Origin of the sequence: Pseudomonas sp. Kh14 (assembly GCF_900291005.1) — a bacterium.
Classification (GTDB): domain Bacteria; phylum Pseudomonadota; class Gammaproteobacteria; order Pseudomonadales; family Pseudomonadaceae; genus Aquipseudomonas; species Aquipseudomonas alloputida.
The window spans coordinates 51805-76644 of record NZ_OLKJ01000025.1; the positions used below are offsets into that span (position 1 = coordinate 51805).

Sequence of the window (24840 nt, forward strand, 5' to 3'; positions counted from 1 at the left end):
GCATCCCGCCTCCTTGCCCTGATTTCCCCACCCCATAGGAGTAATACCATGCCCTTCGTCAACGTCCGCATCACTCGCGACGGCGTCACTCGTGATCAGAAAGCCCAGGTCATCAAGGAAATCACCGAGACCTTGCAGCGAGTGCTCGGAAAGAAACCTGAGCTCACCCATATCGTGATCGAGGAGGTCGACACCGATAACTGGGGCTACGCCGGCATGACCACCACCGAGTACCGCAGCAAAGAAACTCAGGGATGAGTTCCGAACTGCCCCGGCGGCGCGAATCAGCGCCTCCAGGGCGGCCTTGGCTCGATACGCTTGCGAAGGAGAACCCACTTGGAGACCGGGGTGGCCAATACGCTAGCGCATCTCGTATAGGGAGAGCCTTGCCCCATGTTACCGAGTCTCAACTTCCTCAGGATAACGCTGGCACATAGACAACCTGGTCACGCCCCCCATGTTTGGCCGCATAGAGACCGCCGTCAGCGCGCTTTATTGCATCATCAATCTGCTCACCCTGGGTGAGCAGGGCGCACCCAATGCTCATGGTCATCTTCCGAGGGCCGCCGGGCAACAAAAAAGGCGCGGTGCCGATTGACTGACGCAAGCGCTCCGCAATCTGCGCCAATTCTTGGCTATCTTTAACCCGTAGCAAGGCTACGAATTCCTCTCCTCCCTGGCGTACCAGCAGGTCATCTGGCCGCAGCGTAGCCCGCAGTCGGCGGGCACACTCGCAGAGCACTTTATCGCCAGCATCGTGGCCATGCTCGTCATTGACGGATTTGAAACGGTCGAGGTCTGCGTATACGGCACCTAGCTGTAAACCTCGCTCCTCAGCCAAACGAAGCTCTCGGTTCTGAAATGCTGCCAACGCCCCGCGGTTCCATAGTTGTGTCAAAGGATCAAGCAAAGCCCTGCGCTGCCCGCGATCCATTTCAACACGCAGAGCGCGATTGACCTGCGCTAGGCTCCGCAGTTGCAAATAACCCTCGGTGAGCGTGGCTAAGTCCCGAAAATTAGCCTGTTGCGCCTCGCTGAGCTTCCGCGGCCGAGGATCGAACATGCACAGGGTGCCGATGGCTTTGCCATTTGAGGCACGTAACGGGTGGCCCGCATAGAACCGGATATAGGGTGGGTTCAGCACGAGGGGATTGTCCTCGAAGCGTGAATCGCACCTGGCATCGGAAACCATCAAGGTATCTTCGCCGAGAATCGCGTAGCCGCAAAAGGACACATTGCGCTTCGTCTCGCTTACCTCGATGCCGATTCGAGCCTTGAACCACTGCCGATCCTGATCGATTAGGCTGATCAGAACGGTCTCCACCTGGGCTAGTTCTTGGGTGAGTCGTACCAAGGTATCAAGATAATGCTCGGCCGGCGTATCGACCAAGTCCATGTCATCAAGTGTGCGCTGACGAAGTGCTTCATCAGAGGGTAGGGGACAAGCTGGCATTTCTGTTACTCCACTCCTTGGTTCGTTTTTTCACAAACGCGGATAGAAAAATCTCAAGCATCTTGGCCAATGCCGCACACGCTCGGCGCCTTCAGGCCAGCCGAAGTAGAGAGCATAGCAAACCGGTTGGCTCTATCCCGGATCCTCCAGTGGGTCATACCTGTGGCGTTGATCGGCGCGGCTCGGTCGGTCGCCCAAGACCTCGACAAACTTCTAAGACTTACAGGCGGCTTTAACAAACGGTTGAGGTTGTCGCCCTTGGCTGCCTTATTGGTAAACCGGTATTGACCTCGAGTTAAGTCAAGGTTTTAGAGTGGCGTCCGGACGCTCTCGCTGCTTTCGGAAACGAACTCACAAAGGACCAGGAATGGACACTCCGACTTCACTGCTGATTTTCCAGATCACCTGCTGCATTGGCTTGAGCCTGTGGCTGAGTATCAGCCTGATCAACAACCTGCAGGCCTTTGCCAGCTCAGCCGGGGCGATCGGGGAGACCATGTCGATGGCGCCGCTGACCCAACCTCCCGGAATCAGCCTCCCTCTGCTGGTGCGAGCGATGACCTCTCACGCCATCCATCGCTTGGCCTTGTCGATCATCGTGCTGACACAGGCAGCCGCCGTTCTCGCGGCTTGGGTTGGCTGCTATGAACTGCTGCTTGGCGCCGGCTTGGAGGTGGCGCGGCCCTGGTTGAACCTGGCCTTGAGCGCAACGCTCGGGTTCTTGTTCGCGATGCTGCTTGGCGGGATATGGTTTGGCTACTGGATACGCCAGGAAGGGTTGCAACTGACCCATCTGCTGTTGATGGTCTGGATCCTGCTGCACTTCGTCGTACTGAATGTCCGGTGGATTTGAGCGGCCCAGGAAGCTTGGAGAATTCCAGCTAAAAGGAGCAACAGATGAAGATGATGATCGTAGGCGCCGGCAGGGGGTTGGGCCGGGCTTTGCTCGAAGGGCTCGGCAAGCCAGGTGACACGTTGATCGGCGTATCACGCAAACAGCCGTCAGACTTGGCCCTTGCCCCGGGCATCGATCTGCACTGGGTCGATGCCGACCTTGCCAGGCCAACGGCGGCTGTAGCACAGATCGCGGATCGGACACCTGCCGATCTGGATGTCCTGATCTACAACGTTGGCATCTGGGAAGAACACGCCTTCAGCGAACACTATGCATTCCTTGACGACAGCGACGAATCGATCACCAGGCTGGTCGAGGTGAATATTACGGCCACGCTGCTTTTGCTCAAGCGCCTGGTGCCCAAGTTGCTTGGTGCGCCCCGGCCGCAGTTGATCCTCACCGGTTCGACCTCAGCTCTTCGCCAGAGTGGGCGCCCGGAGGTAGCGTTCGGCGCCTCAAAGTTCGCCCTCAACGGCATGGCTGATGCGCTGCGCGAAGGTTTCAGGGATGACAACCTGGCGGTGACCGTGCTTCAACTGGGTTATCTGAATACCGACGACTCCCTGAACACGCCATTGGCGCAAGCCGCAGCACGTGGCGAGCGGCGCCAGGTACCGGTGCATGATGTGGTCACTATGGTCGACGCGCTGTTGCGCTTGTCCGGGGCTTCGTTCGTACGGGAGCTGATCTTGCCGGCTATCGGTGATGAGCGCTTCTGAGGCCAAAGCACCGGAGCCTTTGCGTGTGGGTTCGGCTTTGATGTCTCAGTCGATGGAACTGAATCTTGGACCGCGTCCAGCGAGAAAAGAGGCAAGGGGCTAGGTCGTTGGGTCGCCTTCAAAATCGGGAGTCGCATAGGTCTTGAAGGCACCCAGTCATTGATGAGTCATTCAGCGCATCATGCCCAGTTCCGCATCATCCATCAGTGCCTTGGCCAACGCGCAAAGGTAGTGCGAAGCCCAGATCAACTGAGGTTTGTCTTCCATCAATCCATCCAGGGTCATATCCCGTGCATAGCCCATCAGCTCCGAAGCCTGTTCACGGGCGCTTTGGCAAGGGATGCCGGCTTCGATGCGGAACAGCGGATGGGTCTGGTTTTCACCTTGGTAGAAGGTGGTTTTGCCGACGGTGAATTTGGTTTCTTCTGTGGACATTGTTCAGTTTCCCCAAGATTGCTTCAGCCTGTACGGGCCTATTCGCGGGTGAACCCGCTCCTACGGGAGCACGGCAGTCTTCAAGGCTGAGGGAGTGCCGGGGAGGGTATCCGCGAAGAGGCCGGCCCAGGCAGTACATCAGCGAGACGTCAGTGCGTAGTGCGAGGCTCAGTGGGCATCTGCACCTGGGCTATTGCGGACTCGAGCAAAGCTCTCAAGGTCTCCAGTTCATGCATCGAGGTCATCATCAGAATCGACGCGGGTGACTTGGGCTGCAGCAGCATTGCCTGATGCACGACAGTTGCAGCGCAAAGCGCGTAATCCGTGGCCTGGATGAGGGTGTCTTCAAGGCAGAGGGACCGGTGGGGTGGATCTGGAACGATCTTGAGCATGGTGAGGCTCCAACGTAGAAGGAGGAGCTACCACGCCATGCCGTCAAGCAATGGGTGGCAGCTGTACGCGGGTTGACGGACCGAGACGTTGGCACTCGGCGCACCACAGGGTGCCCGCACGTACAGCCACCATAAAAGTGTGCACATGAGGACAGCGTCATCGGTCCGTCAAAACCGGTCGCTGAATTGGCAGCGACGGATCGAGACTAGGGCTGACTATTTCCATGTGCAACGAAAATCAGGCGCGAGGAGTATCTTTGGGAAATGGCCTACAAGGAAGGGGTAATTTCTGATTTTTCGACCCGCTCCCGTTCCTCAAAACTTAAACAGGAAACAGGCGGGCAAAAGAAAGGTTGGGCTGCGGAATCAGGTCGATCAGTAGATTGTCGGTCTAAATGACCCCGCCGGTCACCGCCTGGCTTGCCCCAAAGCTTGAGCTTGCGGTCACCGATGATCTGCTGTGCGGGGTAGTGTTCGTACTCGGCCTCACCGCCATGAACATCATCCCCGCGATCAAGGCTGCCATGGGGGGCGTTCGTCACGGCGCGAGGTGCCTGATATGAAAAACATCCTGATTTCAGCGCTGACTGCCCAAGACTTGTTCCTGCGTGTGATGGTCTTGCTCGCGGCCTGCGACTACCTACGCAAGGTCCGCCCGGTGGATCAGCCACTGCTGAGTGCCGCCCTCTACCTGGTGGCTATCGGCAGCTTCGGCGCATTCATCACCGCCCTCAAGGTCATTGGGTTAACCCGTTCGGCGTGATGCTCCATTATTGGGGTGGTCACCTTTGCCTGGGCTCGTCGTGGACCCGTCTTCACGTAATTCACCCAACAAGCTTGAGAGGACGCTCATGAGCAGAGAAAGAAACAGCTTGCCAGGCGCCTCATACTATCCAGTGATGTTTTCTGCCGAGGAGGTCCGCCTGTGACAGTTACTTCAAGCCGACTGTCTCCAGATCATCCGATGTATGCCGATGCGGTGGAGGCAATGAAGCAGTACCACCAAGCTCAAGCCAATGGCCTTCGCCCTCGGAGGGTCGAGCGGCTTCGCCTGATTGCAGAATCGCAGTGCCAGGCAATCACCGACTACCAGCTTAGAGCTCTAGGTCGCCTTGGCGGCTCTCCTCACTGACCGGTTTAATCAGTTCTGGCCCTTGGTTACGCACGTTGCCGACTGCTTTACCTACGGGGAACCAGCGAAAACCCTGAGCGGGCCGGCATCCAGCCTTGACGATCTCCGCCGCCCGCTCAGGCGCCATGGCGTGCGGTAACTCATAAACGGCTAACGGCTGTGCGCTACTTATTCCAAAGCCAGAGTCGGCTCATACAGTTGACTCGTAGGCATCGAACGACTACAGTCCGTATGCGTCATGATAATCACTCGCAATAAATAAAAGGATTTTATATATTGGGCTAGCTGCGGTGCTACTTGGTGCTTCTGCTGTTGCGCAAGCAAGTGTTGGCAGCAACACCACTGCATCTGACAACCCGCCGCTGACGACGGTTCCTGCTGAAAAAAGTCTTAAGCCATTGACTGTTGCTTCCATCGGTCCTCACCCAGGCTGTCTCGTAGGCGCCATCTCAAAATCAGACCCTCGCTGTAACTAGTTGACCGGAAGGGGGGGGATGAAGCGTCATCACCCTCACAAAAAATAAAGGGAATTATTTGATGGCTGAAACCTTTGAAAACTATTGCCTATACGGCTTGGATGGGGTTGAAGTTGGAGTCGTCGCGCCTTCTACTTTTTATACCTTGGACAATGGTCAGACAGTTATAAATGGCCCAGATGGTGTTATCAAGCTCAATGAGCAGACTATACCTGCCTTGACTGAAGGGCTACAGCGTTCAGGTTCTTTGGTGTCTGGCACCCCTGCAGAAATTCAAGCTGTCTGTAAGCTTTTAAAGAATCCGGAGACTAGTCGTACCACTAGTTTCTTTTTATGCAAAGCAGAAAATTGTGCACATATTCTTGAAGATATTAACGCCATTCAATCGGCCAAAATTCTCCTCGTGGGATGTGGAGGCATAGGTAGCAGCGTCGCCTTATTGCTCGCGGGAAGCGGAATCAAGAATTTCACCTTTATAGACTCAGATGTGATCGAGAGAAGCAATCTGAATCGGCAGTTATTTTGGCGGAAGAAAGATATCGGGGAGTATAAGGTCGACATTCTTGCGAGGGAACTAAATGATCGGTTTGATGGGCTGGATATCTTGACTTTTAAAAAGGAAATGGATTTCGATGGGATTGTTGAACATTCAGATGAGGTATGCTATTCAGCGATAGTTATTACGGCCGACAATCCGCCAACATTAGTATCCCGTTCTGAAGAATTGGCTTCGAAAGTTCGCATTCCTGTGCTCAGTGGAGGTTACTTACATAGTAATTGTGTTGCAAATTTTTTCTCTGGAAAAGACAACGACAACATACTTTACAATGATGAACTCAAAACTCCTTGGGAAAGACTCCCTGATTCTATCATGCCTAGCTTTGGGCCGCTGAACTTTAACATTGCCGCGCTGTTGTCATCAGGCGTCATCGCCTTTATAGCGTCTCGGGTCTTCGGCAGTCATCGCTCAAGTTATATAGAATGGGATGCCGCTAGTATACCTTGTAAATATGTAACGAAATATTATTATGAATGATAAATGGGTGATTGAGTGAGTTGCATTTTTTGCCAGATTGTAAGCGGTGCTTCACCTTGCCATATTATATGGGAGGATGAAGATCATATGTCATTTTTGTCAATTTTTCCTAACACACCAGGCTTTACTGTAGTTATTCCTAAATTGCACTATGGTAGTTATGCCTTTGAGCAGTCCGACTCGGTTATTCGGGACTTAGTATTGGCTGCGAAAAAAACCGCGCTGTTGATTGATAGGGCGTTACCGGGCGTAGCTAGAACCGGTATGATCCTAGAAGGCTACGGTGTTGATCATCTACATGCGAAGTTGTTCCCCATGCACGGTACAGGCGTGGATAGTACGTTTAGAAAGATTAGCTCAAGTGTAGATAAGTATTTTGAGAAGTATGAAGGATATATTTCTTCACATGATTCGGTTAGGGCGGATGATAAAATGCTATCTGAACTTGCTGCCCATATAAGGTCTTGTAACTAATTGATTTGTTGCTCTAATGCGTTCAAGTCCCCCAATCCCCATCATTGCGTGCAAAGAACCAAGGATTCTCCGATCAAGTCAGCACAGGCGATCTGACCTGTGCTGAAATAGCCCTCCGTTCAACTGCCCTCTACAAGCCCGCCATACCATAAGGTCTCCAGTACGAGAACCCGTGGATTTCGAGTTCTCTCTGACGCACTCAGGCAGAAACTGCCCGTAGGTGGGGTACATGAATCGAATACATGTTCAGCATAAACCCTCTCAGTGCCTTACAGGGCCGCCGCAGTACCGCTGTCAAACGGAAGGGTGGCAGCTGTTTGTGGGTTGACAGACCGGGGGCACTGAGAATCCCTGCGCACACGAAGGTGCCCCACGCACAGCTGCCATAACTGGCATCGCACATGCTCTCAGTGAACCACGGTCTGTCAAAACCGTGCCGCCAATGGGTGGCGACAGGCCGAGACTAGGGCTGACTATTTCCATGTGCAACGAAAATCAGGCGCGAGGAGTATCTTTGGGAAATGGCCTACAAGGAAGGGGTAATTTCTGATTTTTCGACCCGCTCCCGTTCCTCAAAACTTAAACAGGAAACAGGCGGGCAAAAGAAAACCCGCCGAGGCGGGCTAAGTACTATCACGTAGGGATAGCTTCATCCTGCCCAAGCCACTGTGAAAATTGGGTGAAAGAAAGGTCCCCATAACGTGATCATCCAGAGGGCCCCGCGCCCTTCAAAGCTCGGCTTTCTGCCGCTGGTGGCGCTGAAAGCGGGTAACCGCGATCTGGACGGCAGCTGCCACGAGGCACAGCAGGCCGACCTTCCAGCTGCCCTCCAGGCCGTAATGCTCGGCGATCTTCCCCGTGATGATGACGCTAACGAAGATGGCGAAAGGCAGGATCAGTTTGTTCATCGGGTCTTCCAGCAGGCTGCAAATGGCTCGGGTGAACATGCAGTTCACCCAGCGGAAAGGCCGCGATCTTAGCAAATCCGGTTGCGGCGTTGTGGTCACTTCCAGAGCGGTTGCAAGGTGTGCTGCCTGTATCGCGATAATGGCAAATGGTCAGCATGGACTTGCGCGACCCAGCCCTCGAAACTGATCCATTCGCATCTGGACCAGGGCCGGTCATGAATAACCTGCAACGCACACTCTCTCTCATGCTGCTGCTGGCAGCCGCTTCGTTGACCGCCTGCGTCCCCTGGAAACGCGAACGCGCCGCCTACGCGGACCTTTGCGAATCCGAGTTCCAGTTCAAAGTGCCAGGCCCGCAGGGGGAGACCACCCTCTACCTGGAAACCTACCTATACGACCACGCCGCCCAATGGGGCGAAAAGCGCTATGAGCAAAGCCTGTACGTGCAGTACCCGGGCGAGAAGTACTCGCGGCAGGAATTCTTTGTGCAAATGATCGCCTACAACAAAGACCGCCAACGCCCGTCGACCGATGCCAAGCGTGGCGAACCGCCGATACCGGTGCTGTACGACAGCCGTCAGGCTTACATCACCTTTGAAGACGGCTCGCGCCTGAATGCGCGGCCCGAGGTGTACTTGGGCATCAACGAGACCTACGACTTTCCGTTGGTGAATGAGAAGACCGCCCGGCCATCGCCATACGACATCAACAGCGATGAAGTGCACCGGATGATTCCCAGGATGACCAACAACAAGCGCTATGGCTCGGCTTACGTGATCTTTCAGACGGACAAGTTCGAGGCAGATTCCAAGTGGACGATTCATCTGGGGGCACTGGATGTGCAGGGCCGCAAGGTGCAGATTCCGCCGCTGAAGCTCTGCTATCACCCAGTTAAGAAATGGATCGGGATCGAGCCGCTCATGCGGCCTTGAGTGGAAGGTGTCCGCCATGGGAGGTTTGGCGGCGCTCGATCTCACCGGCAACACAAACCCACCGGCGAACACCTCCCAGACCCCCCATTGCGAATTTCCTGGTTTCAGCTAACTTATACAAAAACCTGTACAAGCATGAGAGGTTGTACATGTATTGTAAGTGGCCCTTCACCCTGTACTTTGACGGCGCCTGCCCGTTGTGCGCTCGGGAGATAGCCTTCCTGCGCAGGCAATCGACCGGGGGAAAGCTCATCCTGGTTGACATCAGTGCTGATGATTTCGATGCAGGGGCGTTGGGCTTGACGGTTGAGCAACTGAGGTCATGCCTGCATGGAAGGTTCGCGAGCGGGCAGTGGGTTACAGGCTTGGACGCCACCTTGTGGAGTTGGCGTGCTGCCGATGTGGGCCTGTGGGTCGCGCCACTGGCTTGGCGTCCGTTACGTCCCCTGTTTTCGGTGCTTTACAGGCTGTTCTGTCGATTGAGGCCACACTTGGCCTGGCTACCACATCCCGCTGGCGGGCACCGTTGTAGCGGTGAGGAGTCCAAATGTCACATTCGTTAGTCGAGCACTATCATGAAATCCTCGTCGGTATTGGTGAAAACCCGCAGCGCGAAGGGCTTCTGGACACCCCCCAGCGTGCGGCCAAAGCGATGCAGTACTTGTGCAACGGGTATGAACAGAATCTTCACGAGGTGGTGAACGGTGCTTTGTTCGAGAGTGAAAACGATGAAATGATTGTGGTGCGGGACATCGAACTCTACTCCTTGTGCGAACACCACATGTTGCCATTCATTGGCAAGGCGCATGTCGCGTACCTGCCAACAGGGCGCGTGCTAGGGCTTTCCAAGGTTGCACGCGTGGTGGATATGTTCGCCCGTCGTTTACAGATACAGGAAAACCTCACGCGGCAAATTGCGTATGCCGTGCAGGAAGTCACGGATGCTGCAGGGGTGGGGGTCGTGATCGAAGCCAAGCATATGTGCATGATGATGCGCGGAGTAGAGAAGCAGAACTCGGTGATGATTTCATCCGTGATGTTAGGTGCATTTCGCGACGCCCCCTCGACGCGGCACGAATTCCTCAACCTCATTGGACGACACAACTGACATCCGGTCCTGAACCGTTGCGAAGGGGCGCCCAGATGAATACCGATGCTACTGCTTTATCTCCAAGCCGCTTCGCTGTTCTGGGTTACGGCGGTCTGCTGCCGTTTATTGGTTTGACGCTGCTCGTCCTTTTTTGGGCTGAATATCGAGCGTTTTTCTCGATGATGCTGGTCGGCTATGGCGCGGTGATATTGAGCTTCGTCGGTGCCCTGCACTGGGGGTTTGCCATGACGTTGCAGAGTTTGCCCGCGAAGCAGCGTCAAGAGCGACTTGTGTGGAGCGTTATACCCGCCCTGATCGGTTGGGTTGGCACGTTGCTGCCTGTGCCGGTGGGGTGTCTGGTATTGACCTTCGGTTTTGTCGGCCATCTTTGGCAGGATTGCAAACTGGCGCAAGCCGTGCCTGGGTGGTATCTGCCGATGCGCGTGCATTTAACGGCTGTCGCGAGCTTCTGTTTGCTGCTCAGTGCACTCGCCGTATTCATTGATTTTTGAAACCCCAATCCACGCTTCGATCCGTTCTACCCTGCCAGGGTGAGCGCTACGGATAACCCAGTCGGGGGGCTGCGCGGTTTGCTTTTCGTTCCATGAACAGACGCTCTCCCACTCAACCCTATGCATCCGTTCCCGGAGATAGCAGGCCTTTATCCCGCTGCCCGCATGTATCTTTCCTTCAGTTTGGGCGTGAGCGCTGTGCTTTTTTAAGGCCGTAACGCGCGGCGATCTTCCTGGAGATGATGGCGCTGACGGTGATTTGTTTCTGAATGTGTGATCTCTCCCGCTCAGTCTTCGTCAAGAAGACTGCCCCTCGCCGTCGTCTGGGGATTGATACAGGGCCTTCCATGCAAACGCTGTTGAACGAGATTCTCGAAGAAGTACGTCCCTTGATCGGCAAGGGCAAAGTCGCTGACTACATTCCCGCGCTGGCGGACGTGCCGGCGAACCAGCTGGGCATCGCTGTCTATGGCAACGATGGCAGTTACCACTGCGCAGGCGACGCGCAGGTGCCATTCTCGGTGCAGAGCATTTCCAAGGTGTTCAGCCTGGTTCAGGCCATTGGCCATTCGGGGGAAGCCATTTGGGAGCGGCTGGGGCATGAGCCTTCGGGGCAGCCGTTCAACTCGTTGGTGCAGCTGGAGTTCGAGCGCGGGCGGCCGCGTAATCCATTCATCAATGCGGGGGCGTTGGTGATCTGCGATATCAATCAGTCGCGCTTCGCGGCCCCCACGTTGTCGATGCGCGATTTTGTCCGGCGGCTTTCAGGCAACCCCCACATCTCGATCAATACCCGGGTCGCTGATTCGGAATATCAGTTCCGCGCGCGCAACGCTGCCATGGCGTACCTGATGCAGTCGTTTGGCAACTTCCATAACGAGGTCGAGACGGTGCTGCGCAGTTACTTCAGTTACTGCGCACTGCAAATGAATTGCCTGGACCTGGCGCGGGCATTCTGCTTCCTGGCCAATGATGGGTTCTGCAAGCACAGCGGTGAGCAGATCCTGACGCGGCGCCAGACCCAACAAGTGAACTCGATCATGGCTACCAGCGGGTTGTATGACGAGGCGGGGAATTTCGCCTTCAGGGTGGGTTTGCCTGGCAAGAGTGGCGTGGGTGGCGGGATCGTGGCGATCGTACCGGGGCAATTTACCGTATGCGTATGGTCGCCAGAGCTGAATGCTGCGGGCAACTCCCTGGCCGGGATGGCGGCGCTTGAGCTGCTCAGTTCGCGGATCGGATGGTCGGTGTTCTGATCTGCGAACTCAGGGGCCATCAGGCGTCGCCTTGGCGGGTCAGAACGCGTATACCAACGTGGCCGTGGCGCTGCGTGGGCTGCCATACCAGCCGCGGGCGCCAATCGCCGTGTAGTAGGTTTTGTCCAACACGTTGTTGAGGTTCAGTGAAACGCTGGTCTGCGGCGTGAAGGCATACTGAGCCATCAGGTCGACCACGCTGTAGGGGTCCTGGGTGAACGTTTCGTTGTTGGGCCCGGCGCTCTTGTAATATTCGGTACCCTGCCAGCGCACACCACCCCCTACCTTTAACTGTGGCAGGGTCGCCAGGCGGTAGCTGGTGAACAGTTTCAAGGTGTCTCGCGGTATTTCAGTGTTCAGGCGGTCGCCATCCGAATCCTTGCTCACCGCATAGGTGTAGCTGGCCGAGACCTGCCAATCAGGCAAAATCTCGCCCGCCATTTCCATCTCGAAACCACGTGTCTTGGTACCTGACTCGGCACGGTAGGCCTGGTTGCCGTCTGGCGCCAGGTTGCTTCCGTCGGCTACCGCGAGGTTGTCCTGGTGCACCTCGAATACGCTGAAAGCCGTGGTCAGGCGCTGGTCCCAGAACTCACTCTTCAGACCGAGCTCGTAGTTCACGCCTTCCAACGGGTCCAGGTAGGTACCGTTGATATCCTTGTTGCTCTGCGGTTTGAAAATGGTGGTGTAACTGGCATAGGCCGACCAGTGCTCGTTGAGGTCATACACCAGGCCAAGGTAGGGCGTGACGACCCCGGTTTCGCTACGTGAGGTGCGGCTTGTCGCGCCGGACGACAGGGTGGTAGAGGTTTCGTCGCGTTTCCAGTCGATCAGCCGCGCCCCGGTAATCAGCGACAGGTCATCGGCCAGGCTCCAGCGTACCGAAGCCACCAGGCCGTCCTGGGTTTCATCCAGCGCGTCTTCCGAGGACTTGGCATGGATGGCGTCCGGTATCGCCAGCGAACCGTCCCAAGTGTAAATGTTGTCGATGGTCTGGATCGTCCACAGCGGGTAACCGTTGTTGCGGTAGTAGGCGCGGTAGTGACTGGCCCCGAGGTAGGCCTGGTGCTCGCGTGACAACAGCTCGAACGGGCCCGACGCCGACAGGTCGAACGAGGTCTGCCGGGGCTCGCCGGCCCAACGCCCCGTCCAGGTGCTGATGCCACTGCCATCGGGCTTGACGGTGCCGCTGGCCGCGGTGGCAAAGGCGTCGTCATAGCTGCGACGGCTGTGTTCGGCATTCAGTTTCAATTGCCAGCCGTTGTCCAGTTGATGCTCCAGCGTAGTGAATAGCGTCTTGGTGCGACGCTTGTGATAGCTCCAGTCCGAAGCCGAGTTGAACGTACGGGAGGGGCTGAAGTGACTGCCATCTGAATTGAACATTGGGAAACCGTGGTTGCCTGCCCCGTCGTTGTCCATCTCCTGATATTCCGCACCTGCTGTCAGCATCGTGCTGTCGGTGATGTCCCACTCCAACACCCCATAGGCCACCTGCCGTTCCAGCGACTGGCGGTCGACGTAGCTCTGGCTGTCGGTATTGGAGGCGACAAAGCGCCCGCGGACATTGCCGCTTTGCGTCAACTTGCCAGAAACGTCCAGTTCGGTGCGGTAGTTGTCCCACGAGCCCGCTTTCAAGGTCAGCTTGCGTTGTGTTTCCAGGGTCGGCTTCTTGCGGATCAGGTTGACGGTGGCGCCCGGGTCGCCGGTGCCGGACATCAGGCCCGTGGCACCGCGCACCACCTCTACCCGGTCGTAGGACACCATGTCGGAGAGGTCGTCCCTGAAGCCAAAGGTATCGGGGCGGTTGATGCCGTCCACCTGGATGCTGCCGACCTCGAAGCCGCGCACGTAGATATGGTTGGCGTCGCTTCCGGCGGGCCCCATGCTGTCAACGACCACGCCTGGTGTCTGTTCAAGCACCTGGGCAACATCGTTCAGGTTCTGGTCTTCAATCTGCTGGCGGGTGACCACGCTGACCGATTGGGGTGTCTCGCGTGCCGACAGCCGCAGCCCGGTTGCGGTATTGACCGAGCCGGTGGTGTAGCTGCCGGTGCCTTCGGTGGTGGCACCCAGAGCCATGCTGGAGACGGTGGTGGCCGCAAGCTCCATGGCGCCATCCTGCTCAGCGCTAACCAGCATGAAGTGCTTGTCGCCCGCTGCCTGCACCTGCAAGCCACTGCCTTGCAGCAGCTCTGCCAACGCCTGATGCAGCGCGTAATTGCCGTGCAGCCCTTTGCTGTGCAAGCCTGCGACTTCTTCATGGCTGAAACTGATGACTGCCCCGCTGGCGTCGGCAAACTGGTCGAGTGCGTGAGCCAATGACCCTGCCGGGATGCTGTAACCCACAGGCTCGGCCCAGGCATGTGCAGTGCCCAGCAGCGAGCCCGCGAAGCTGACCGCTAGCGCGGTTTGGCGAATACGGGTGGCGGGGGAGGAAAAGCGAGCGGACATCCATTGACTCCTTGCTGATCGAATACAAGTGCTCCCAGTAACAAACGTGTTGTTGACGGAAATACTTAGTAGCAAGGTGCTGATAGGGCTGAGGATCTACTTTGGCAGTAACATCCTCATCGCAGCACAAGGCTGCTCCTGCCAGTGTTGTACAGGCTTTGAAACCGACATGCAGGCTCTCGGTACTTGCCCAGGCAGTGTCCGGACGGCGCCCGTGAGCCCGCGCATTCACCGGAAATGGAACCTACCGAAGATGACCCGCCAAGCGTTTGCCCCTTATCAGTGCCTTGCCACTGACTTGCTGAAGTACTTGCCGTCCGACCAGAGTGATGGCTCCCACGACTTGGCCCACATTCATCGCGTGTGGGTCAATGCGCACCGGATCCAGCGGGTAGAGGGTGGCGACCTTGAAATCTTGCTTGCGGCGACGGTGCTGCACGACTGTGTGGCGGTGGAAAAGCATTCGCCGTTACGTGGGCAGGCCTCGACGTTGTCGGCGAACAAGGCTGCATCAGTCCTTGCTGAGATGGGCTGGCCGAGTGTGCGTATTGAGCAGGTAGTGCATGCGATCAAAACGCACAGTTACTCGGCGGGGTTCGAACCGCTGACACGTGAGGCCTGCATCCTTCAGGACAGTGACCGGCTTGACGCCATCGGCGCGGTGGGTATTGCCCGGTGTTTTTACGTCTCCGGACGAATGGGGTCGGCGCTCTACGACTTCGAAAATCCTTTCGCGCAGGAGAGGGCGTACCAGGACGGGGCGTATGCCATCGAGCACTTCCAGACCAAACTGCTCAAGCTCGCCTCGGGCTTTAAAACTCACGAAGGGGCTCGCCTTGCTGCCGAGCGTCATACCCGTCTTGAAACCTTTCTTACCCAGTTCATGGACGAGATTAGCGGGGCCGGTTAGTCATGCCGGGCTCGTACCGCTACTTGAGTTCAGTCAGCCCACCGCCACAGCGGCTCATCCAGCAACCCAACCCCCCGCAGCTGGGTTTGCCCTTGTATTTTTTCCAGCTCTAGCACATTGCACCCGTCACAGGCTGCCAGCGCGTTGATTAATGGCGCACTGTGCGATACCACCCAAACCTGGCTACGGCTTGATGCACGAATGATCAGCCGTGCCAAGGCCGGGAGCAGGTCCGCGTGCAAACTGGTTTCCGGTTCGTTCAATACCATCAGCGATGGCGGCCGTGGTGTGAGCAGGGCAGCCATCAGCAGAAGATAACGCAGGGTTCCGTCCGACAATTCAGCACCCTCGAGCGGGCGCAAAAGACCGTGCTGGTGCAGCCGTACACTGAACAGCCCGCCAGGTGGCGCATTGACCTCCAGACGACTGCCGGGAAACGCGTCATTCAGCGCTTCCACCAGATCCTCCACATCGCCAATTTCGATGATGGTCTGCAGCGCCGAGGCAAGGTTGCGCCCATCGTGATGCAGAACCGGCGAGCGAGTGCCCAGTTGGGGTTGACGGCAAGGCGCATCACGGTCAATCCGGAAGTGGTCGTAAAACCGCCAGCTGTTGATGAACGCGCGCAGGTCACCAATCTCCGGTGCCTGGCGTGGCCGGCCGACAATGTTGAAAAAGCTCTCGCCGCTGTCAGCATGCTGATCGAGCACTGCCCAGCTGTTGCCCTCGCGGGCCCGCACCAGGGCATTCTTGCGTTCGACCAGCAAGGAAGCGGGCCGATAGGCGCCAGCGCCCCAGATGGCCTCGCACTTTATCTCAGGGTCGAGCATGAAGGCGGTAGGATACGGCAGGGGAATGGGCAGGCCGAGGGTGATGGCAAAACCGAGGTCCTCGGTGGCAAAGCCCAAGCGCAGGCGCCTGGCTTCGCTCGGATGCTGGCCTTGGATGGGCACTTCGCCACGCCGCATTCGTGCGCTGGTTTCTGGGCCAGCCCACCAGGTCGAATCCAGCCCGCCTTCACGGGCGAGGGCTTCGACCACACCGCCCTGTGCGGTTTCGGCCAGCAGGCGCAGCGCCTTGTACAGGTTGGACTTGCCGCTGCCGTTGGCACCGGTCACCAGGTTGAGTTGGCCCAGCGGCAGTACCAGGTGATTGATCGAGCGGTAGTTGCCGATGGCGAGGGTAGTGAGCATGCAGTGCTTCCCAGCGTGGACCAGGCGACCGATTGTGGCCGAAGCGTGCCTGCCTTGTCAGCCACCCCTGCTGAGGCTGTTGCAAGTGAAGCAGGTGTGCGCACCGTCTATAGTGAGGGGCAACCTCTCGCGCAAAGGATGCTCACATGGCCAGATCAACAATCATGACAGCTGTTGTCACCTCATTGGCTGTGGCCTCGGCCTCTGGCCCGGCGCTCGCCGACCCGGGTAACGGCAAAGGCCAGGGCCAAGGTCAGGGGCACGGCAAGGGCCAGGCTCAGCACGCCCAGGGCCAGGGCAATTCGGGCGGCCACAAGCAGAGCGCCGGCGGCAATGACTGGCACGGCGGCCCGTCCATCGACCGTGGCGATGTACTGGGCATTCTCGGTGGCCACCGCAACTACTGGAGCCCGGGCCCGGCATTGCCTCCAGGCATTCAGAAGAACCTGGCCCGCGGCAAGCCCCTGCCACCTGGTATCGCCAAGAAACTGGATGGCCGTCTGTTGGGGCAGCTGCCTCGCTATGACGGGTATGAGTGGATGCAGGCAGGCGCAGACCTGATTCTGGTCGCCGTGGCGACCGGGATCATCTATGAGGTGTTGAACGGGGCGTTCGACTAAAGCTACAGGTGCGAGCGGCGCGCTCGGTACCTGTAGGCGCTGGCTTGCCTGCGATGGGCTGCACAGCAGCCCCAACGGCCTATCAACGCCGCCGCAACACAGCGGCCAGCCCAATGGTCAGCACAACAGCGCCCAGCATGGCCAGGCCGATGGTAACACCAACGCCCCACGTTTCCAGCAGCCCCGCCAATACCAGATAGAACGCAATGACCCCCACCGCGCCGATCGCATTCCCCCGCACCATCGCGGCCATCCCGGCTCGCCCGCCCTGCACATGGGCGAACACCACCAGCGGCCAGGCAATCACAGGAATGGGCGCCAGCATCCCGCTGGTCGCCGGGCCTAGCCAGCTGGCCAAGCTGGTGGTGATCATCAGCAGGGAAGTGGCAGACACCATGCGCAACGGGATTTCCCAGTACCGGTGCCGGGGGCGGGCCAAGGTATCAGGTTTGGGCTCGCGGCCGCTGGCGCGGATCAGCACGCCGATCAGCACCAACGCTACCGCAATCGACAGGTACAGGCTGCCCCAGTGGGTAAAGGCATAGGCGGCCAGGCCATAGAACAGCAATGCCAGCAGCACGGTCACGGCGATGCCGAGTGCGCGCGTGGCCAGCAGGTAGACGGTGTAGGTGGCCTGCACCGCCGCCAGGCCGCCCAGTGCGCCGGGCAGTGCGCCCAGGGCAAAGGCCGTGCCTTGTTCCAGGCACAGGAAGGTCATCACCAGCGCCGAGGTGATCGGCAGGCCGGACAGCAATCCGCCTAGCAGGCCGCCCCAGCGCCGGGAGGCGAGGGAGATGGCCCACATCAGCAGGGGTGTGACGATGAGTTTCAGGTAAAACAGGGTCATTGCGGGTGCATCCAGGCTTGATGAAGGTGCGCCCGCCTTCGACATTGGGTAGGGCGCGGAGGCATCAGCCGCGGCTGGCCTCCAAGGCCTGGGCCAGGTCGGCGATGATGTCGTCACTGTGTTCGATGCCGATCGACAGGCGCACCATGTCCCGTGGCACGCCGGCCTTCTCCAGTTCCTCGTCGTTGAGCTGACGGTGGGTAGTAGAAGCGGGGTGGCAGGCCAGTGACTTGGCGTCGCCGATGTTCACCAGGCGTACCACCAACTGCAACGCGTCGATGAAGCGCGCGCCAGCCGCCTGGCCACCCTTGATGCCGAACGACAGGATCGACGCCGGCTTGCCGCCGGTGTAGCGCTGGGCCAGTTCATGTTCGGGGTGGTCGGGCAGCCCGGCGAACTTCACCCAGGCCACTTGCTCGTGGGCTTGCAGGTAACGGGCCACCTTTAGCGCGTTCTCGGTATGGCGCTCCATGCGCAGGGCCAGGGTTTCCAGGCCTTGCAGGATCAGGAAGGCGTTGAACGGCGACAGCGCGGCGCCGGTGTTGCGCAAGGGCACCACACGGCAGCGGCCGATGAAGGCGGCAGGCCCGAAGGCTTCGGTGTAGGTGACGCCGTGGTAGGACGGGTCGGGGGTGTTGAGCAGGGCGAAGCGTTCCTTGTTTTCGGCCCAGGGGAATTTGCCGGAGTCGATGACGATGCCGCCGATGCTGGTGCCGTGACCGCCGATGTACTTGGTCAGCGAGTGCACGACGATGTCGGCGCCGTGCTCGAACGGCCGGCACAGCACCGGGGTGGCCACGGTGTTGTCGACGATCAGCGGCACCCCGTGGCGGTGGGCGGCCTCGGCCAGCGCAGCGATATCAACGATATTGCCGGCGGGGTTGCCGATGGACTCGCAGAATACCGCTTTGGTTCGCGCGTCGATCAGCGCTTCGAGGGCGGCGATATCGTCATGGGCCGCGAAGCGGGTGTGGATCCCCATGCGTGGCAGGGTGTGCGCCAGCAGGTTGTAGGTGCCGCCGTACAGCTTGGCCACCGAGACGATATTGTCGCCGGCTTCGGCGACGGTCTGGATGGCGTAGGTGATAGCCGCCATGCCCGAGGCTACGGCCAGCGCGCCAACCCCGCCTTCCAGGGCGGCCATGCGCTGCTCGAGCACGTCGTTGGTGGGGTTCATGATGCGTGAGTAGATGTTGCCGGCAACCTTCAGGTCAAACAGGTCGGCGCCGTGCTGGGTGTCGTCGAAGGCGAAGGAGGTGGTCTGGTAGATCGGTACGGCCACCGCCTTGGTGGTCGGGTCGGGGCTGAAGCCCGCATGGATGGCAAGCGTTTCCAGCTTCATGCAATCGTTCCTTGAGCGTGGGTGGAAGCGTTCGAGCATGCGGCGGCGAGCGGGCGTGGGTCAAGGGCGACGCTCTGGCGGTTTATGGCTCGCGTGACAATTCACAGATCGGCAGTTGATCCTGCTTCACGTCGGGTTCCTGAGGCGAGCGCACTCTGTTCGCCACCCCAAACGGTACATGCACCATCGGCAGGTTCCCCGCTGGCGATTGCAGGTGCGTGCGCTGGTCGTCGAAAAACACATGCGGCTTCAATATCGACAACACCCTGGGTTTATCCATACCGCCTAGAAAAAAGCACTCATCCGGGGATACACCCCAATCCTTCAAGGTTGTCACCACCCGCTCATGCGAAGGCGCGTTGCGCGCCGTGACGATGGCAATGCGCAGAATCCGCTGGTACGTCGGGTCCTCGGCCAGCTTGCGGTCCTCCAGCATGCGTATCCGCGAAAGCTTGCGGTAAAGGTCTGCCAGTGGCCCCGGCGAATGCGGGGTGCCCTTGTGCATGCGCTCGTGTTCCTGAAAGTCGTCCAGGTTGTCGTTGCGCTTGTAAACACTCTCTGCCTCGTCGTCGGCAATCACGCCATCGAAGTCGAAGGCCACCCGCAGCTCAGTGTCGATTTCATCATCGTAGATGCGCGTAGGCAGTACACGCCCGGCAGGGTAGTTGGCGTCGATGGCCTTTTGCACATCTTCCTCGTTGGCGCTGAGAAACAGCGAGGCATTGAACGCCGGGATGTATTCGTAGGGCGAGCGGCCCGACATGAATGCCGCGCGGGTGATGTCCAGCTGATAGTGGCTGATGGAGCGGAACACCCGCAGGCCGGTTTCCGGCGAGTTGCGCGAGAGCAGCACCACCTCCACCGGCAACTGGTCGGGGAACGCCTTGTTGATACTCAGGAAGCGGCGAATGAACGGGAGCGCCACCCCTTTGGGGAAGGGCTCGTCAAGGTTCTGTTCCTGGTGTTGGCGGTAAGCCTCGACACCTTGTGTCTGGTAGATGTCATCAGAAACGGAGAGGTCGAACAGCGCACTCGAGGCAACGCCGATGACCAGTTTTTCTTCAATAGGGTAGGGCATGCAGCGGCTCCTGCGAGTGGCTTGAAGGCAAGTGTACGCGCACGCTCTGACGAAAGCCGTCAATTGCACGACTCATCAGTGGATCCAGCGATGTCATTTTGATAGCTTCTCGCCCCTTACCGCAGTATCCGGACAGTGATTGATGAACCAGCTACATGAACACGGCACCCTGACTCCGCTTGCCGAGGCAAATGGGAAGACGATGCACGAAAGCCACCTTGAGGCAGACGCGTCGACCCCGCAGGCCATCGAGCACGAAGCACTGCTGGCCAGTATCGAGATGCTGAACAAAAAGCTCGTGGCAACTACCCTGGCCCGCGTGCAGAAGGAAGGGGCGATTCGCAAGCACCTTGAGCAGTGCCAGCAGCAACTGGCCGCCAGCAATCAGGCTCGGGAGGGGCTGTCCATCACGGTGACCACGGCGCTGAAGAAGCTCGCGCTGGCAGCGAGCACCCAAGCAGACCGCCTGGACAGTGTGGAGGCACGCTTGACCCGCCTGGCTGAGCACCAATGTGAATGCATGTCGCAGTCAGCAGCCAGTTGGCCCGCGTATCTGGAGCGTCATGCCGTGTCGTTGGTTGCCTTGGCCGTGGCTGTGTTTACGCTGGGGCTGCACTTGCTCGGTTAGTGCAACTTCAAGGCGGCGCCGGGTTCAGGCGTTGAAGGGTCAAAGCTTGCGGGTTGGCGACGTTCTTCGGCACCCCGTCGAAAAACGCCAGCACATTGTCGAAGGCGTCACCGAAGTACAGCTCGTAGCCGTTCTTCTCCACATACCCCAGGTGGGGCGTGCTGAGTACCCGTGGGTGGCGCAGCAGTGGATGGGCCGGGTCGAGTAACGGCTCCTCCTCATAAACATCCACCGCCGCGTAGCCCGGCCGCCCGGCATCCAATGCCTGCAGTAATGCGCCTGGTGCAATCAGTTCTGCGCGGCTGACGTTCACCAGCAAGGCGTCGGGCTTCATGTGGGACAGGTCGTCGAAGGTCACCCCATGGCGTGTCTGATCCGAAAGGCGCAGGTTCAGGCTGACAATATCCGCCTCGGCAAAAAACGCCTCGCGCGAGGCGGCCGCAGCGTGGCCATCGGCTTTGGCTGCGGCGCGGCTGTTGTCGCTGCCCCACACCAGCACGGGCATGTCGAAGGCCTGCGCATAACGCGCCAGGCGCTGGCCGATCTTGCCATAGCCCCAGATGCCCAGCGTCTGCCCGGCCAGCGCCTGGCCCAGGTTGACCTGCCATTGGCCTTGGCGGAAGGCATCAATGGCCGGCAGCAGTTGCCGGCGTGCATTGAGGATCAGCGCCCAGGCCAGTTCGGCAGGCGCTACCGGCGATCCGCGCCCCTCGGTCACGGCAATGCCGCGCTCTGTGCAGGCAGCCAGGTCGAGGTGGCTGGACACCTTGCCGGTCTGGCTGATCAGCTTGAGGTTGGGCAGACGGTCGAGCAAGGCGGCTTCGATGCGTGTGCGTTCGCGGGTGAGGACCAAGGCGTCGGCATCGGCAAAACGTGCTGCAAGTTGTTCCAGCGTGGCAGGCGGGTGCTCATGAAGGACGCTGACAGCATGCCCGCTCAGCTTGCCGAAGCAATCGAGCGTACGGATTACATCCTGGTAGTCGTCGGGAATGACAATACGCATGTTGGTCTGGCCCGGTCGGTACAGTGAAGCGTCGAAGATAACCTAACGGGCGGTATCGGTGTCAGATCGGGCTGCAGTCGTTGCATACCATCACCGGCTCATGCGCTCCATCAGGCAGCTTCACGAACTGCCCGCCGATGAACCACGCCGGCCACGCCCTTCAGCACGCACCCCAACACCACCGCCGTCCCTGCACTGGCAAAGATCATTTCCCGCCCGGCACTCTGTTGCTGCAATGCCACTAACGCCGGCGCTGCCGCCGCGGCCCCCAGTTGCAGCGCACTGACCCAGGGTGTCAACGTGCCGCGTGGGTCATTGGTGGCAATTGCCCCCATGTAGTAGGTTAGCGCCAGCACCCAGCCGAAGTTCATCAGAAACAGTGCCATGCACAGCTGATCGGCATCATGTGTATACCGCGCCAGCAGGGTGATTGACACAAGCACTACCAGCGAGCCCAGGCCGATCATCGGGCCACGGCTCACCCGTGCGCCCAGCAGGCTGGGCAGGGCGCCGCCAGGCAAGCCACCCAGTATTCCCAGCCCGAACGCCCAGCCCACATCCACCGCCTCGATGCCACGTTCGCGCGCCAACTGTTCGACAAACCCCCACAACGAATAGATCGCCAACTGCAGGCACAGCATCCCCAGCAGGGCGTAGCGCCCGATAATCGCGGAGCCGCCGCCTGGCTGCGCCAGGCGCACGGGTGTTACACGCTGCAGCCGTACCGGAATGAACAACGCAGCCATAGCGATCAGCACGAACCAGAAACCCAGTGATGCAATCGCCGTGCGGTGACCGAACTGCTCTGCCAGTTGTGGCAGGCACGTCGCGTACAGGGCAAAGACAGCGGTTTGAATCAGCAGCGACAGGCCGTACGAGCGATCCTGGCCCGGCAGCCGGCCAAGCCCGCTGATCGACCCGGCATACAGCAGGCCCGCAGTGATACCACAGGCAAAACGGCACAGAATCAAGGTCGTCAAAGTGTCCAGCGCAGCGCTGAGGAGGTTCAACATCAGCGCTGCAAAGGCTGCCGCCAGGTACAGCCCACGGCCACTTGGATGACGCCTTGGTATCGATAGCAGCAGGCAACCGAGCAGTGTTCCGCTCATTTCACTGGAAAGTACCCAGCCCTGTTGGCTCAGGTCCAGATGCAACCGCTCGGCCAGCAGGCCGATGAAGATGGGTTGTACGCCAATGATGATCAAGGCCGTGGCGGCGATGTAGATCAGCGCAGCACGCAGAAGCAGGGTGTTGTTATTGTTGTGCATGGTCGGGTCCGGGGTCAGGCGCGGGGCAGGGTACCTGCGTCGTGGGTGATGCGGCCGTTCATTACGGTCAGCGCTACTTCGGTATTGCCGATCTGGTAGCGGTCCAGTTCGAACAGGTCCTGCTCCAGCACGATGATGTCGGCACGCTTGCCAACGGTGATCGAACCGATTTCCCGTTCCAGGCCCAGTTGGTAGGCACCGTTGAGGGTATAGGCGGCGATCAGTTGCGGGATACTCAGGCGCTCGTCGGCATCGGGCATCACAGGGGCATCGGGTTCGCCACTGAGCTGGCGGGTGTGGCCCGATTCGATGTGTTCCACAGGCTTGTGCTGGCATCGGCATTGGCACACCAGGCCGTCCATGCCGATGGACACGGTCACACCTTGGTCGATGAAGCTGCGGAATTTATACATCGACGCCCAGCGTGGGTAGCCATAGGTCTGCTGGATGGCCTCGGCGTAGGCGTCGACCACGCCCCACTGCAACTGGGTGTTGGCCATGACGCCGATACGGCGAAAGCGCGGGATGTCGTCGGGGTGGGTGAGAAAGGCGTGAGTGATGACGTGACGACGGTCGCGGGGCGGATTGCTGGAGAACGTGCGCTCGAACACGTCCAGCGCCATGCGCACGGCGGCATCGCCCACTGCATGCACCATCACGTCGATACCCAGGGCGTCGGCCTTGCGCACATGGCCCTCGAACACTTCCTCGGGCATGGTCGTCGATCCGCAGCTGTGTGGCTTGTCGCAATAGGGCTCGAGCAGGAACGCGGTGTGGTTCAGCTCGGTCCCGTCCAGCATCAGCTTGAGGGTCTGCGCCTTGACCAGCGGCGAGTCGTAGCGTTCGCGCAGGGCCTGCAGCCGCGTGACCGGATCGTCCTCGGTGCCCATGTTGATGTAGCTGCCGACCACCCGCAGTTTCAGGCGCTCCTCACGCTCCAGTTGCTGCAGGGTTTCATACAGCAGCGACTGGTCGCCAGCGGGGTCGAGGAAACCGGCATCGAATACCGTGGTAATCCCGGCCGCCACCAGTTTCTCTTGCCAAAAGGGGATCGAGCGCAGGTACAGGTCGATGCCTGTCGGTAGGTAGCCGGCTTCGCTCAGACGTTGCATCAGTAGCGAATAGGCGGCGCAGTCAATGATCACGCCCGTGGGCTCGCCGGTGATCGGGTCCTTTTCGAACCAGCTGGCGCCCTCTTCTAGTGGCGGGGTGTTGCGGTCGATGCCGGCAGCGTTCAGGGCGAAGCTGTTGACCCACATGGTGTGATAGTCGGTGGACAGCAGGCACACGGGCTTGTCCGCACAGATGGCATCCAGTACTTCGCGGCGCAACATATGCCCAGGCATCAATGGCTGGATCCAGCCCATGCCGGTAATGGCTTTTTCACAGGGGTTGGCCTCGACGTAGGCCTGGAGCAGGGCCAGCACCTGTTGCGGGTCTGTATGGTTGACCAGCGCCTGAAAGGCAAAGGCGGTAGAGGAAAAATGCCAGTGAGACTCGACGAAGCCCGGCAGCACCAGTTTGCCGCCGGCATCCAGCAGGCGTGTGGCAGGGCCGGCGTATGCCATGACGCTGCCGTGGTCGCCCACGCAAACGATGCGTTCGCCGCAGATGGCCACCGCCTCAGCCCAAGGCCTGTGCGGGTCGACCGTGTAGATGCGGGCATTGTGAATAATGAGGTCTGCGGCGGTGGACATGGCAACTCCCAGGTCAGAATGGAGCATTAGTTTTGAGTTCATTAAAACTTTTAGTCAATAAAATATTTTTACGACGCAGCTTTGCGTTATGCT

General features: G+C 59.1%; 28 protein-coding genes. 15 read left to right on the top strand and 13 right to left on the bottom strand.

The window, feature by feature from the left end; all coding sequences use genetic code 11:
* Nucleotides 1-48: 48 nt before the first annotated feature.
* Nucleotides 49-258 (top strand): 4-oxalocrotonate tautomerase family protein, encoded by a 210-nt coding sequence (locus FQ668_RS12630; protein ID WP_019438808.1) that lies wholly within the window; start codon nucleotides 49-51, stop codon nucleotides 256-258.
* A 157-nt stretch (nucleotides 259-415) separates the two neighbouring features.
* Here the strand turns inward: FQ668_RS12630 and FQ668_RS12635 are convergent, their stop codons facing one another.
* Complete coding sequence (locus tag FQ668_RS12635) at nucleotides 416-1453, bottom strand: sensor domain-containing diguanylate cyclase (protein ID WP_019438809.1); 1038 nt, start codon at nucleotides 1451-1453, stop codon at nucleotides 416-418.
* Between the two features lie 367 nt (nucleotides 1454-1820).
* Here FQ668_RS12635 and FQ668_RS12645 point away from each other — a divergent pair, with 367 nt between their 5' ends.
* Together FQ668_RS12645 and FQ668_RS12650 are read left to right on the top strand one after the other, a co-directional pair.
* Nucleotides 1821-2306: a DUF2165 domain-containing protein gene (locus FQ668_RS12645; protein ID WP_014591530.1), complete on the top strand. Its 486-nt coding sequence runs from the start codon at nucleotides 1821-1823 to the stop codon at nucleotides 2304-2306.
* A 44-nt stretch (nucleotides 2307-2350) separates the two neighbouring features.
* Nucleotides 2351-3067, top strand: a complete 717-nt coding sequence (locus FQ668_RS12650; RefSeq protein ID WP_019438811.1) for an SDR family oxidoreductase — start codon at nucleotides 2351-2353, stop codon at nucleotides 3065-3067.
* Nucleotides 3068-3238: 171 nt separating this feature from the next.
* Here FQ668_RS12650 and FQ668_RS12660 read toward each other — a convergent pair whose 3' ends face one another.
* Together FQ668_RS12660 and FQ668_RS12665 are read right to left on the bottom strand one after the other, a co-directional pair.
* Nucleotides 3239-3502, bottom strand: coding sequence for a DUF3077 domain-containing protein (locus FQ668_RS12660; protein ID WP_003250694.1), 264 nt, complete (start codon nucleotides 3500-3502; stop codon nucleotides 3239-3241).
* 149 nt (nucleotides 3503-3651) lie between these two features.
* Nucleotides 3652-3894 carry a hypothetical protein gene (locus tag FQ668_RS12665; protein WP_014860884.1) on the bottom strand — a complete coding sequence of 81 codons (243 nt, stop codon included), beginning with the start codon at nucleotides 3892-3894 and terminating at the stop codon, nucleotides 3652-3654.
* Nucleotides 3895-4289: 395 nt separating this feature from the next.
* Between FQ668_RS12665 and FQ668_RS12670 the strand changes: the two genes are divergently transcribed.
* Together FQ668_RS12670 and FQ668_RS12675 are read left to right on the top strand one after the other, a co-directional pair.
* On the top strand, nucleotides 4290-4457 hold the full coding sequence (locus FQ668_RS12670; protein WP_019438812.1) for a hypothetical protein: 168 nt from the start codon (nucleotides 4290-4292) through the stop codon (nucleotides 4455-4457).
* Nucleotides 4454-4657, top strand: coding sequence for a hypothetical protein (locus FQ668_RS12675; protein WP_230678071.1), 204 nt, complete (start codon nucleotides 4454-4456; stop codon nucleotides 4655-4657). The genes FQ668_RS12670 and FQ668_RS12675 overlap by 4 nt, the downstream gene beginning before the upstream one ends.
* A gap of 589 nt (nucleotides 4658-5246) precedes the next feature.
* Here FQ668_RS12675 and FQ668_RS12685 read toward each other — a convergent pair.
* On the bottom strand, nucleotides 5247-5441 hold the full coding sequence (locus FQ668_RS12685) for a hypothetical protein (protein ID WP_144180263.1): 195 nt from the start codon (nucleotides 5439-5441) through the stop codon (nucleotides 5247-5249).
* A gap of 122 nt (nucleotides 5442-5563) precedes the next feature.
* Here FQ668_RS12685 and FQ668_RS12690 point away from each other — a divergent pair, with 122 nt between their 5' ends.
* Together FQ668_RS12690 and FQ668_RS12695 are read left to right on the top strand one after the other, a co-directional pair.
* Nucleotides 5564-6538: a ThiF family adenylyltransferase gene (locus FQ668_RS12690; protein ID WP_026031960.1), complete on the top strand. Its 975-nt coding sequence runs from the start codon at nucleotides 5564-5566 to the stop codon at nucleotides 6536-6538.
* 15 nt (nucleotides 6539-6553) lie between these two features.
* Entirely contained in the window at nucleotides 6554-7012 is a 459-nt protein-coding gene (locus FQ668_RS12695; RefSeq protein WP_080590258.1) for an HIT family protein, read from the top strand.
* A 728-nt stretch (nucleotides 7013-7740) separates the two neighbouring features.
* On the opposite strand, the gene FQ668_RS12700 is transcribed toward FQ668_RS12695, so the two are convergent.
* Nucleotides 7741-7959, bottom strand: a complete 219-nt coding sequence (locus FQ668_RS12700) for a hypothetical protein (RefSeq protein ID WP_014591528.1) — start codon at nucleotides 7957-7959, stop codon at nucleotides 7741-7743.
* 176 nt (nucleotides 7960-8135) lie between these two features.
* Between FQ668_RS12700 and FQ668_RS12705 the strand changes: the two genes are divergently transcribed.
* From FQ668_RS12705 to glsB, 5 genes are all read left to right on the top strand, one after another.
* Nucleotides 8136-8852 carry a hypothetical protein gene (locus FQ668_RS12705; RefSeq protein WP_026031961.1) on the top strand — a complete coding sequence of 239 codons (717 nt, stop codon included), beginning with the start codon at nucleotides 8136-8138 and terminating at the stop codon, nucleotides 8850-8852.
* A gap of 149 nt (nucleotides 8853-9001) precedes the next feature.
* Nucleotides 9002-9415, top strand: a complete 414-nt coding sequence (locus FQ668_RS12710) for a thiol-disulfide oxidoreductase DCC family protein (RefSeq protein WP_080590259.1) — start codon at nucleotides 9002-9004, stop codon at nucleotides 9413-9415.
* Entirely contained in the window at nucleotides 9400-9960 is a 561-nt protein-coding gene (folE, locus tag FQ668_RS12715) for a GTP cyclohydrolase I FolE (RefSeq protein WP_019438814.1), read from the top strand. Before FQ668_RS12710 ends, folE begins: the two co-directional genes overlap by 16 nt.
* A 35-nt stretch (nucleotides 9961-9995) precedes the next feature.
* Entirely contained in the window at nucleotides 9996-10454 is a 459-nt protein-coding gene (locus FQ668_RS12720; RefSeq protein ID WP_019438815.1) for a DUF3429 domain-containing protein, read from the top strand.
* A gap of 347 nt (nucleotides 10455-10801) precedes the next feature.
* Entirely contained in the window at nucleotides 10802-11710 is a 909-nt protein-coding gene (glsB, locus tag FQ668_RS12730; protein ID WP_014591518.1) for a glutaminase B, read from the top strand.
* 39 nt (nucleotides 11711-11749) lie between these two features.
* Here glsB and FQ668_RS12735 read toward each other — a convergent pair whose 3' ends face one another.
* Entirely contained in the window at nucleotides 11750-14161 is a 2412-nt protein-coding gene (locus tag FQ668_RS12735) for a TonB-dependent siderophore receptor (protein ID WP_019438816.1), read from the bottom strand.
* Between the two features lie 253 nt (nucleotides 14162-14414).
* Between FQ668_RS12735 and FQ668_RS12740 the strand changes: the two genes are divergently transcribed.
* Nucleotides 14415-15071 (top strand): HD domain-containing protein, encoded by a 657-nt coding sequence (locus FQ668_RS12740; protein WP_014591516.1) that lies wholly within the window; start codon nucleotides 14415-14417, stop codon nucleotides 15069-15071.
* 29 nt (nucleotides 15072-15100) lie between these two features.
* Here FQ668_RS12740 and FQ668_RS12745 read toward each other — a convergent pair whose 3' ends face one another.
* On the bottom strand, nucleotides 15101-16264 hold the full coding sequence (locus FQ668_RS12745) for an AAA family ATPase (RefSeq protein WP_014591515.1): 1164 nt from the start codon (nucleotides 16262-16264) through the stop codon (nucleotides 15101-15103).
* A gap of 146 nt (nucleotides 16265-16410) precedes the next feature.
* Between FQ668_RS12745 and FQ668_RS12750 the strand changes: the two genes are divergently transcribed.
* Nucleotides 16411-16884: an anti-virulence regulator CigR family protein gene (locus FQ668_RS12750; RefSeq protein ID WP_144180267.1), complete on the top strand. Its 474-nt coding sequence runs from the start codon at nucleotides 16411-16413 to the stop codon at nucleotides 16882-16884.
* An 82-nt stretch (nucleotides 16885-16966) separates the two neighbouring features.
* Here FQ668_RS12750 and FQ668_RS12755 read toward each other — a convergent pair whose 3' ends face one another.
* From FQ668_RS12755 to FQ668_RS12765, 3 genes are all read right to left on the bottom strand, one after another.
* Nucleotides 16967-17731: a hypothetical protein gene (locus FQ668_RS12755; protein WP_014591513.1), complete on the bottom strand. Its 765-nt coding sequence runs from the start codon at nucleotides 17729-17731 to the stop codon at nucleotides 16967-16969.
* Nucleotides 17732-17795: 64 nt separating this feature from the next.
* Nucleotides 17796-19073, bottom strand: coding sequence for a bifunctional O-acetylhomoserine aminocarboxypropyltransferase/cysteine synthase (locus tag FQ668_RS12760; protein WP_019438818.1), 1278 nt, complete (start codon nucleotides 19071-19073; stop codon nucleotides 17796-17798).
* 82 nt (nucleotides 19074-19155) lie between these two features.
* Nucleotides 19156-20151, bottom strand: a complete 996-nt coding sequence (locus FQ668_RS12765; protein ID WP_019438819.1) for a 5'-nucleotidase — start codon at nucleotides 20149-20151, stop codon at nucleotides 19156-19158.
* Nucleotides 20152-20293: 142 nt separating this feature from the next.
* Here FQ668_RS12765 and FQ668_RS12770 point away from each other — a divergent pair, with 142 nt between their 5' ends.
* Nucleotides 20294-20779 carry a hypothetical protein gene (locus FQ668_RS12770; RefSeq protein WP_014591511.1) on the top strand — a complete coding sequence of 162 codons (486 nt, stop codon included), beginning with the start codon at nucleotides 20294-20296 and terminating at the stop codon, nucleotides 20777-20779.
* Nucleotides 20780-20786: 7 nt separating this feature from the next.
* Here the strand turns inward: FQ668_RS12770 and FQ668_RS12775 are convergent, their stop codons facing one another.
* From FQ668_RS12775 to FQ668_RS12785, 3 genes are all read right to left on the bottom strand, one after another.
* Nucleotides 20787-21782: a D-2-hydroxyacid dehydrogenase family protein gene (locus FQ668_RS12775; RefSeq protein WP_019438820.1), complete on the bottom strand. Its 996-nt coding sequence runs from the start codon at nucleotides 21780-21782 to the stop codon at nucleotides 20787-20789.
* A 110-nt stretch (nucleotides 21783-21892) separates the two neighbouring features.
* On the bottom strand, nucleotides 21893-23050 hold the full coding sequence (locus tag FQ668_RS12780; RefSeq protein ID WP_014591509.1) for a YbfB/YjiJ family MFS transporter: 1158 nt from the start codon (nucleotides 23048-23050) through the stop codon (nucleotides 21893-21895).
* A 14-nt stretch (nucleotides 23051-23064) separates the two neighbouring features.
* Nucleotides 23065-24747 (bottom strand): amidohydrolase, encoded by a 1683-nt coding sequence (locus FQ668_RS12785; protein ID WP_178095686.1) that lies wholly within the window; start codon nucleotides 24745-24747, stop codon nucleotides 23065-23067.
* Nucleotides 24748-24840 lie beyond the last annotated feature (93 nt).

Excerpts from the sequence above, each read along its gene's own strand:
- FQ668_RS12670 (WP_019438812.1), top strand. The coding sequence starts at position 4,290 with ATGACCCCGCCGGTCACCGCCTGGCTTGCCCCAAAGCTTGAGCTTGCG.
- FQ668_RS12675 (WP_230678071.1), top strand. The coding sequence starts at position 4,454 with ATGAAAAACATCCTGATTTCAGCGCTGACTGCCCAAGACTTGTTCCTG.
- FQ668_RS12700 (WP_014591528.1), bottom strand. The coding sequence starts at position 7,959 with ATGTTCACCCGAGCCATTTGCAGCCTGCTGGAAGACCCGATGAACAAA.
- FQ668_RS12760 (WP_019438818.1), bottom strand. The coding sequence starts at position 19,073 with ATGAAGCTGGAAACGCTTGCCATCCATGCGGGCTTCAGCCCCGACCCG.
- FQ668_RS12650 (WP_019438811.1), top strand. The coding sequence starts at position 2,351 with ATGAAGATGATGATCGTAGGCGCCGGCAGGGGGTTGGGCCGGGCTTTG.
- FQ668_RS12780 (WP_014591509.1), bottom strand. The coding sequence starts at position 23,050 with ATGCACAACAATAACAACACCCTGCTTCTGCGTGCTGCGCTGATCTAC.
- FQ668_RS12705 (WP_026031961.1), top strand. The coding sequence starts at position 8,136 with ATGAATAACCTGCAACGCACACTCTCTCTCATGCTGCTGCTGGCAGCC.
- FQ668_RS12685 (WP_144180263.1), bottom strand. The coding sequence starts at position 5,441 with ATGGAAGCAACAGTCAATGGCTTAAGACTTTTTTCAGCAGGAACCGTC.
- FQ668_RS12775 (WP_019438820.1), bottom strand. The coding sequence starts at position 21,782 with ATGCGTATTGTCATTCCCGACGACTACCAGGATGTAATCCGTACGCTC.
- FQ668_RS12710 (WP_080590259.1), top strand. The coding sequence starts at position 9,002 with ATGTATTGTAAGTGGCCCTTCACCCTGTACTTTGACGGCGCCTGCCCG.
- FQ668_RS12665 (WP_014860884.1), bottom strand. The coding sequence starts at position 3,894 with ATGCTCAAGATCGTTCCAGATCCACCCCACCGGTCCCTCTGCCTTGAA.
- FQ668_RS12660 (WP_003250694.1), bottom strand. The coding sequence starts at position 3,502 with ATGTCCACAGAAGAAACCAAATTCACCGTCGGCAAAACCACCTTCTAC.
- folE (WP_019438814.1), top strand. The coding sequence starts at position 9,400 with ATGTCACATTCGTTAGTCGAGCACTATCATGAAATCCTCGTCGGTATT.
- FQ668_RS12745 (WP_014591515.1), bottom strand. The coding sequence starts at position 16,264 with ATGCTCACTACCCTCGCCATCGGCAACTACCGCTCGATCAATCACCTG.
- FQ668_RS12750 (WP_144180267.1), top strand. The coding sequence starts at position 16,411 with ATGGCCAGATCAACAATCATGACAGCTGTTGTCACCTCATTGGCTGTG.
- FQ668_RS12720 (WP_019438815.1), top strand. The coding sequence starts at position 9,996 with ATGAATACCGATGCTACTGCTTTATCTCCAAGCCGCTTCGCTGTTCTG.
- FQ668_RS12770 (WP_014591511.1), top strand. The coding sequence starts at position 20,294 with ATGAACCAGCTACATGAACACGGCACCCTGACTCCGCTTGCCGAGGCA.
- FQ668_RS12765 (WP_019438819.1), bottom strand. The coding sequence starts at position 20,151 with ATGCCCTACCCTATTGAAGAAAAACTGGTCATCGGCGTTGCCTCGAGT.
- FQ668_RS12645 (WP_014591530.1), top strand. The coding sequence starts at position 1,821 with ATGGACACTCCGACTTCACTGCTGATTTTCCAGATCACCTGCTGCATT.
- FQ668_RS12785 (WP_178095686.1), bottom strand. The coding sequence starts at position 24,747 with ATGTCCACCGCCGCAGACCTCATTATTCACAATGCCCGCATCTACACG.
- FQ668_RS12630 (WP_019438808.1), top strand. The coding sequence starts at position 49 with ATGCCCTTCGTCAACGTCCGCATCACTCGCGACGGCGTCACTCGTGAT.
- FQ668_RS12690 (WP_026031960.1), top strand. The coding sequence starts at position 5,564 with ATGGCTGAAACCTTTGAAAACTATTGCCTATACGGCTTGGATGGGGTT.
- FQ668_RS12755 (WP_014591513.1), bottom strand. The coding sequence starts at position 17,731 with ATGACCCTGTTTTACCTGAAACTCATCGTCACACCCCTGCTGATGTGG.
- glsB (WP_014591518.1), top strand. The coding sequence starts at position 10,802 with ATGCAAACGCTGTTGAACGAGATTCTCGAAGAAGTACGTCCCTTGATC.
- FQ668_RS12635 (WP_019438809.1), bottom strand. The coding sequence starts at position 1,453 with ATGCCAGCTTGTCCCCTACCCTCTGATGAAGCACTTCGTCAGCGCACA.
- FQ668_RS12740 (WP_014591516.1), top strand. The coding sequence starts at position 14,415 with ATGACCCGCCAAGCGTTTGCCCCTTATCAGTGCCTTGCCACTGACTTG.
- FQ668_RS12735 (WP_019438816.1), bottom strand. The coding sequence starts at position 14,161 with ATGTCCGCTCGCTTTTCCTCCCCCGCCACCCGTATTCGCCAAACCGCG.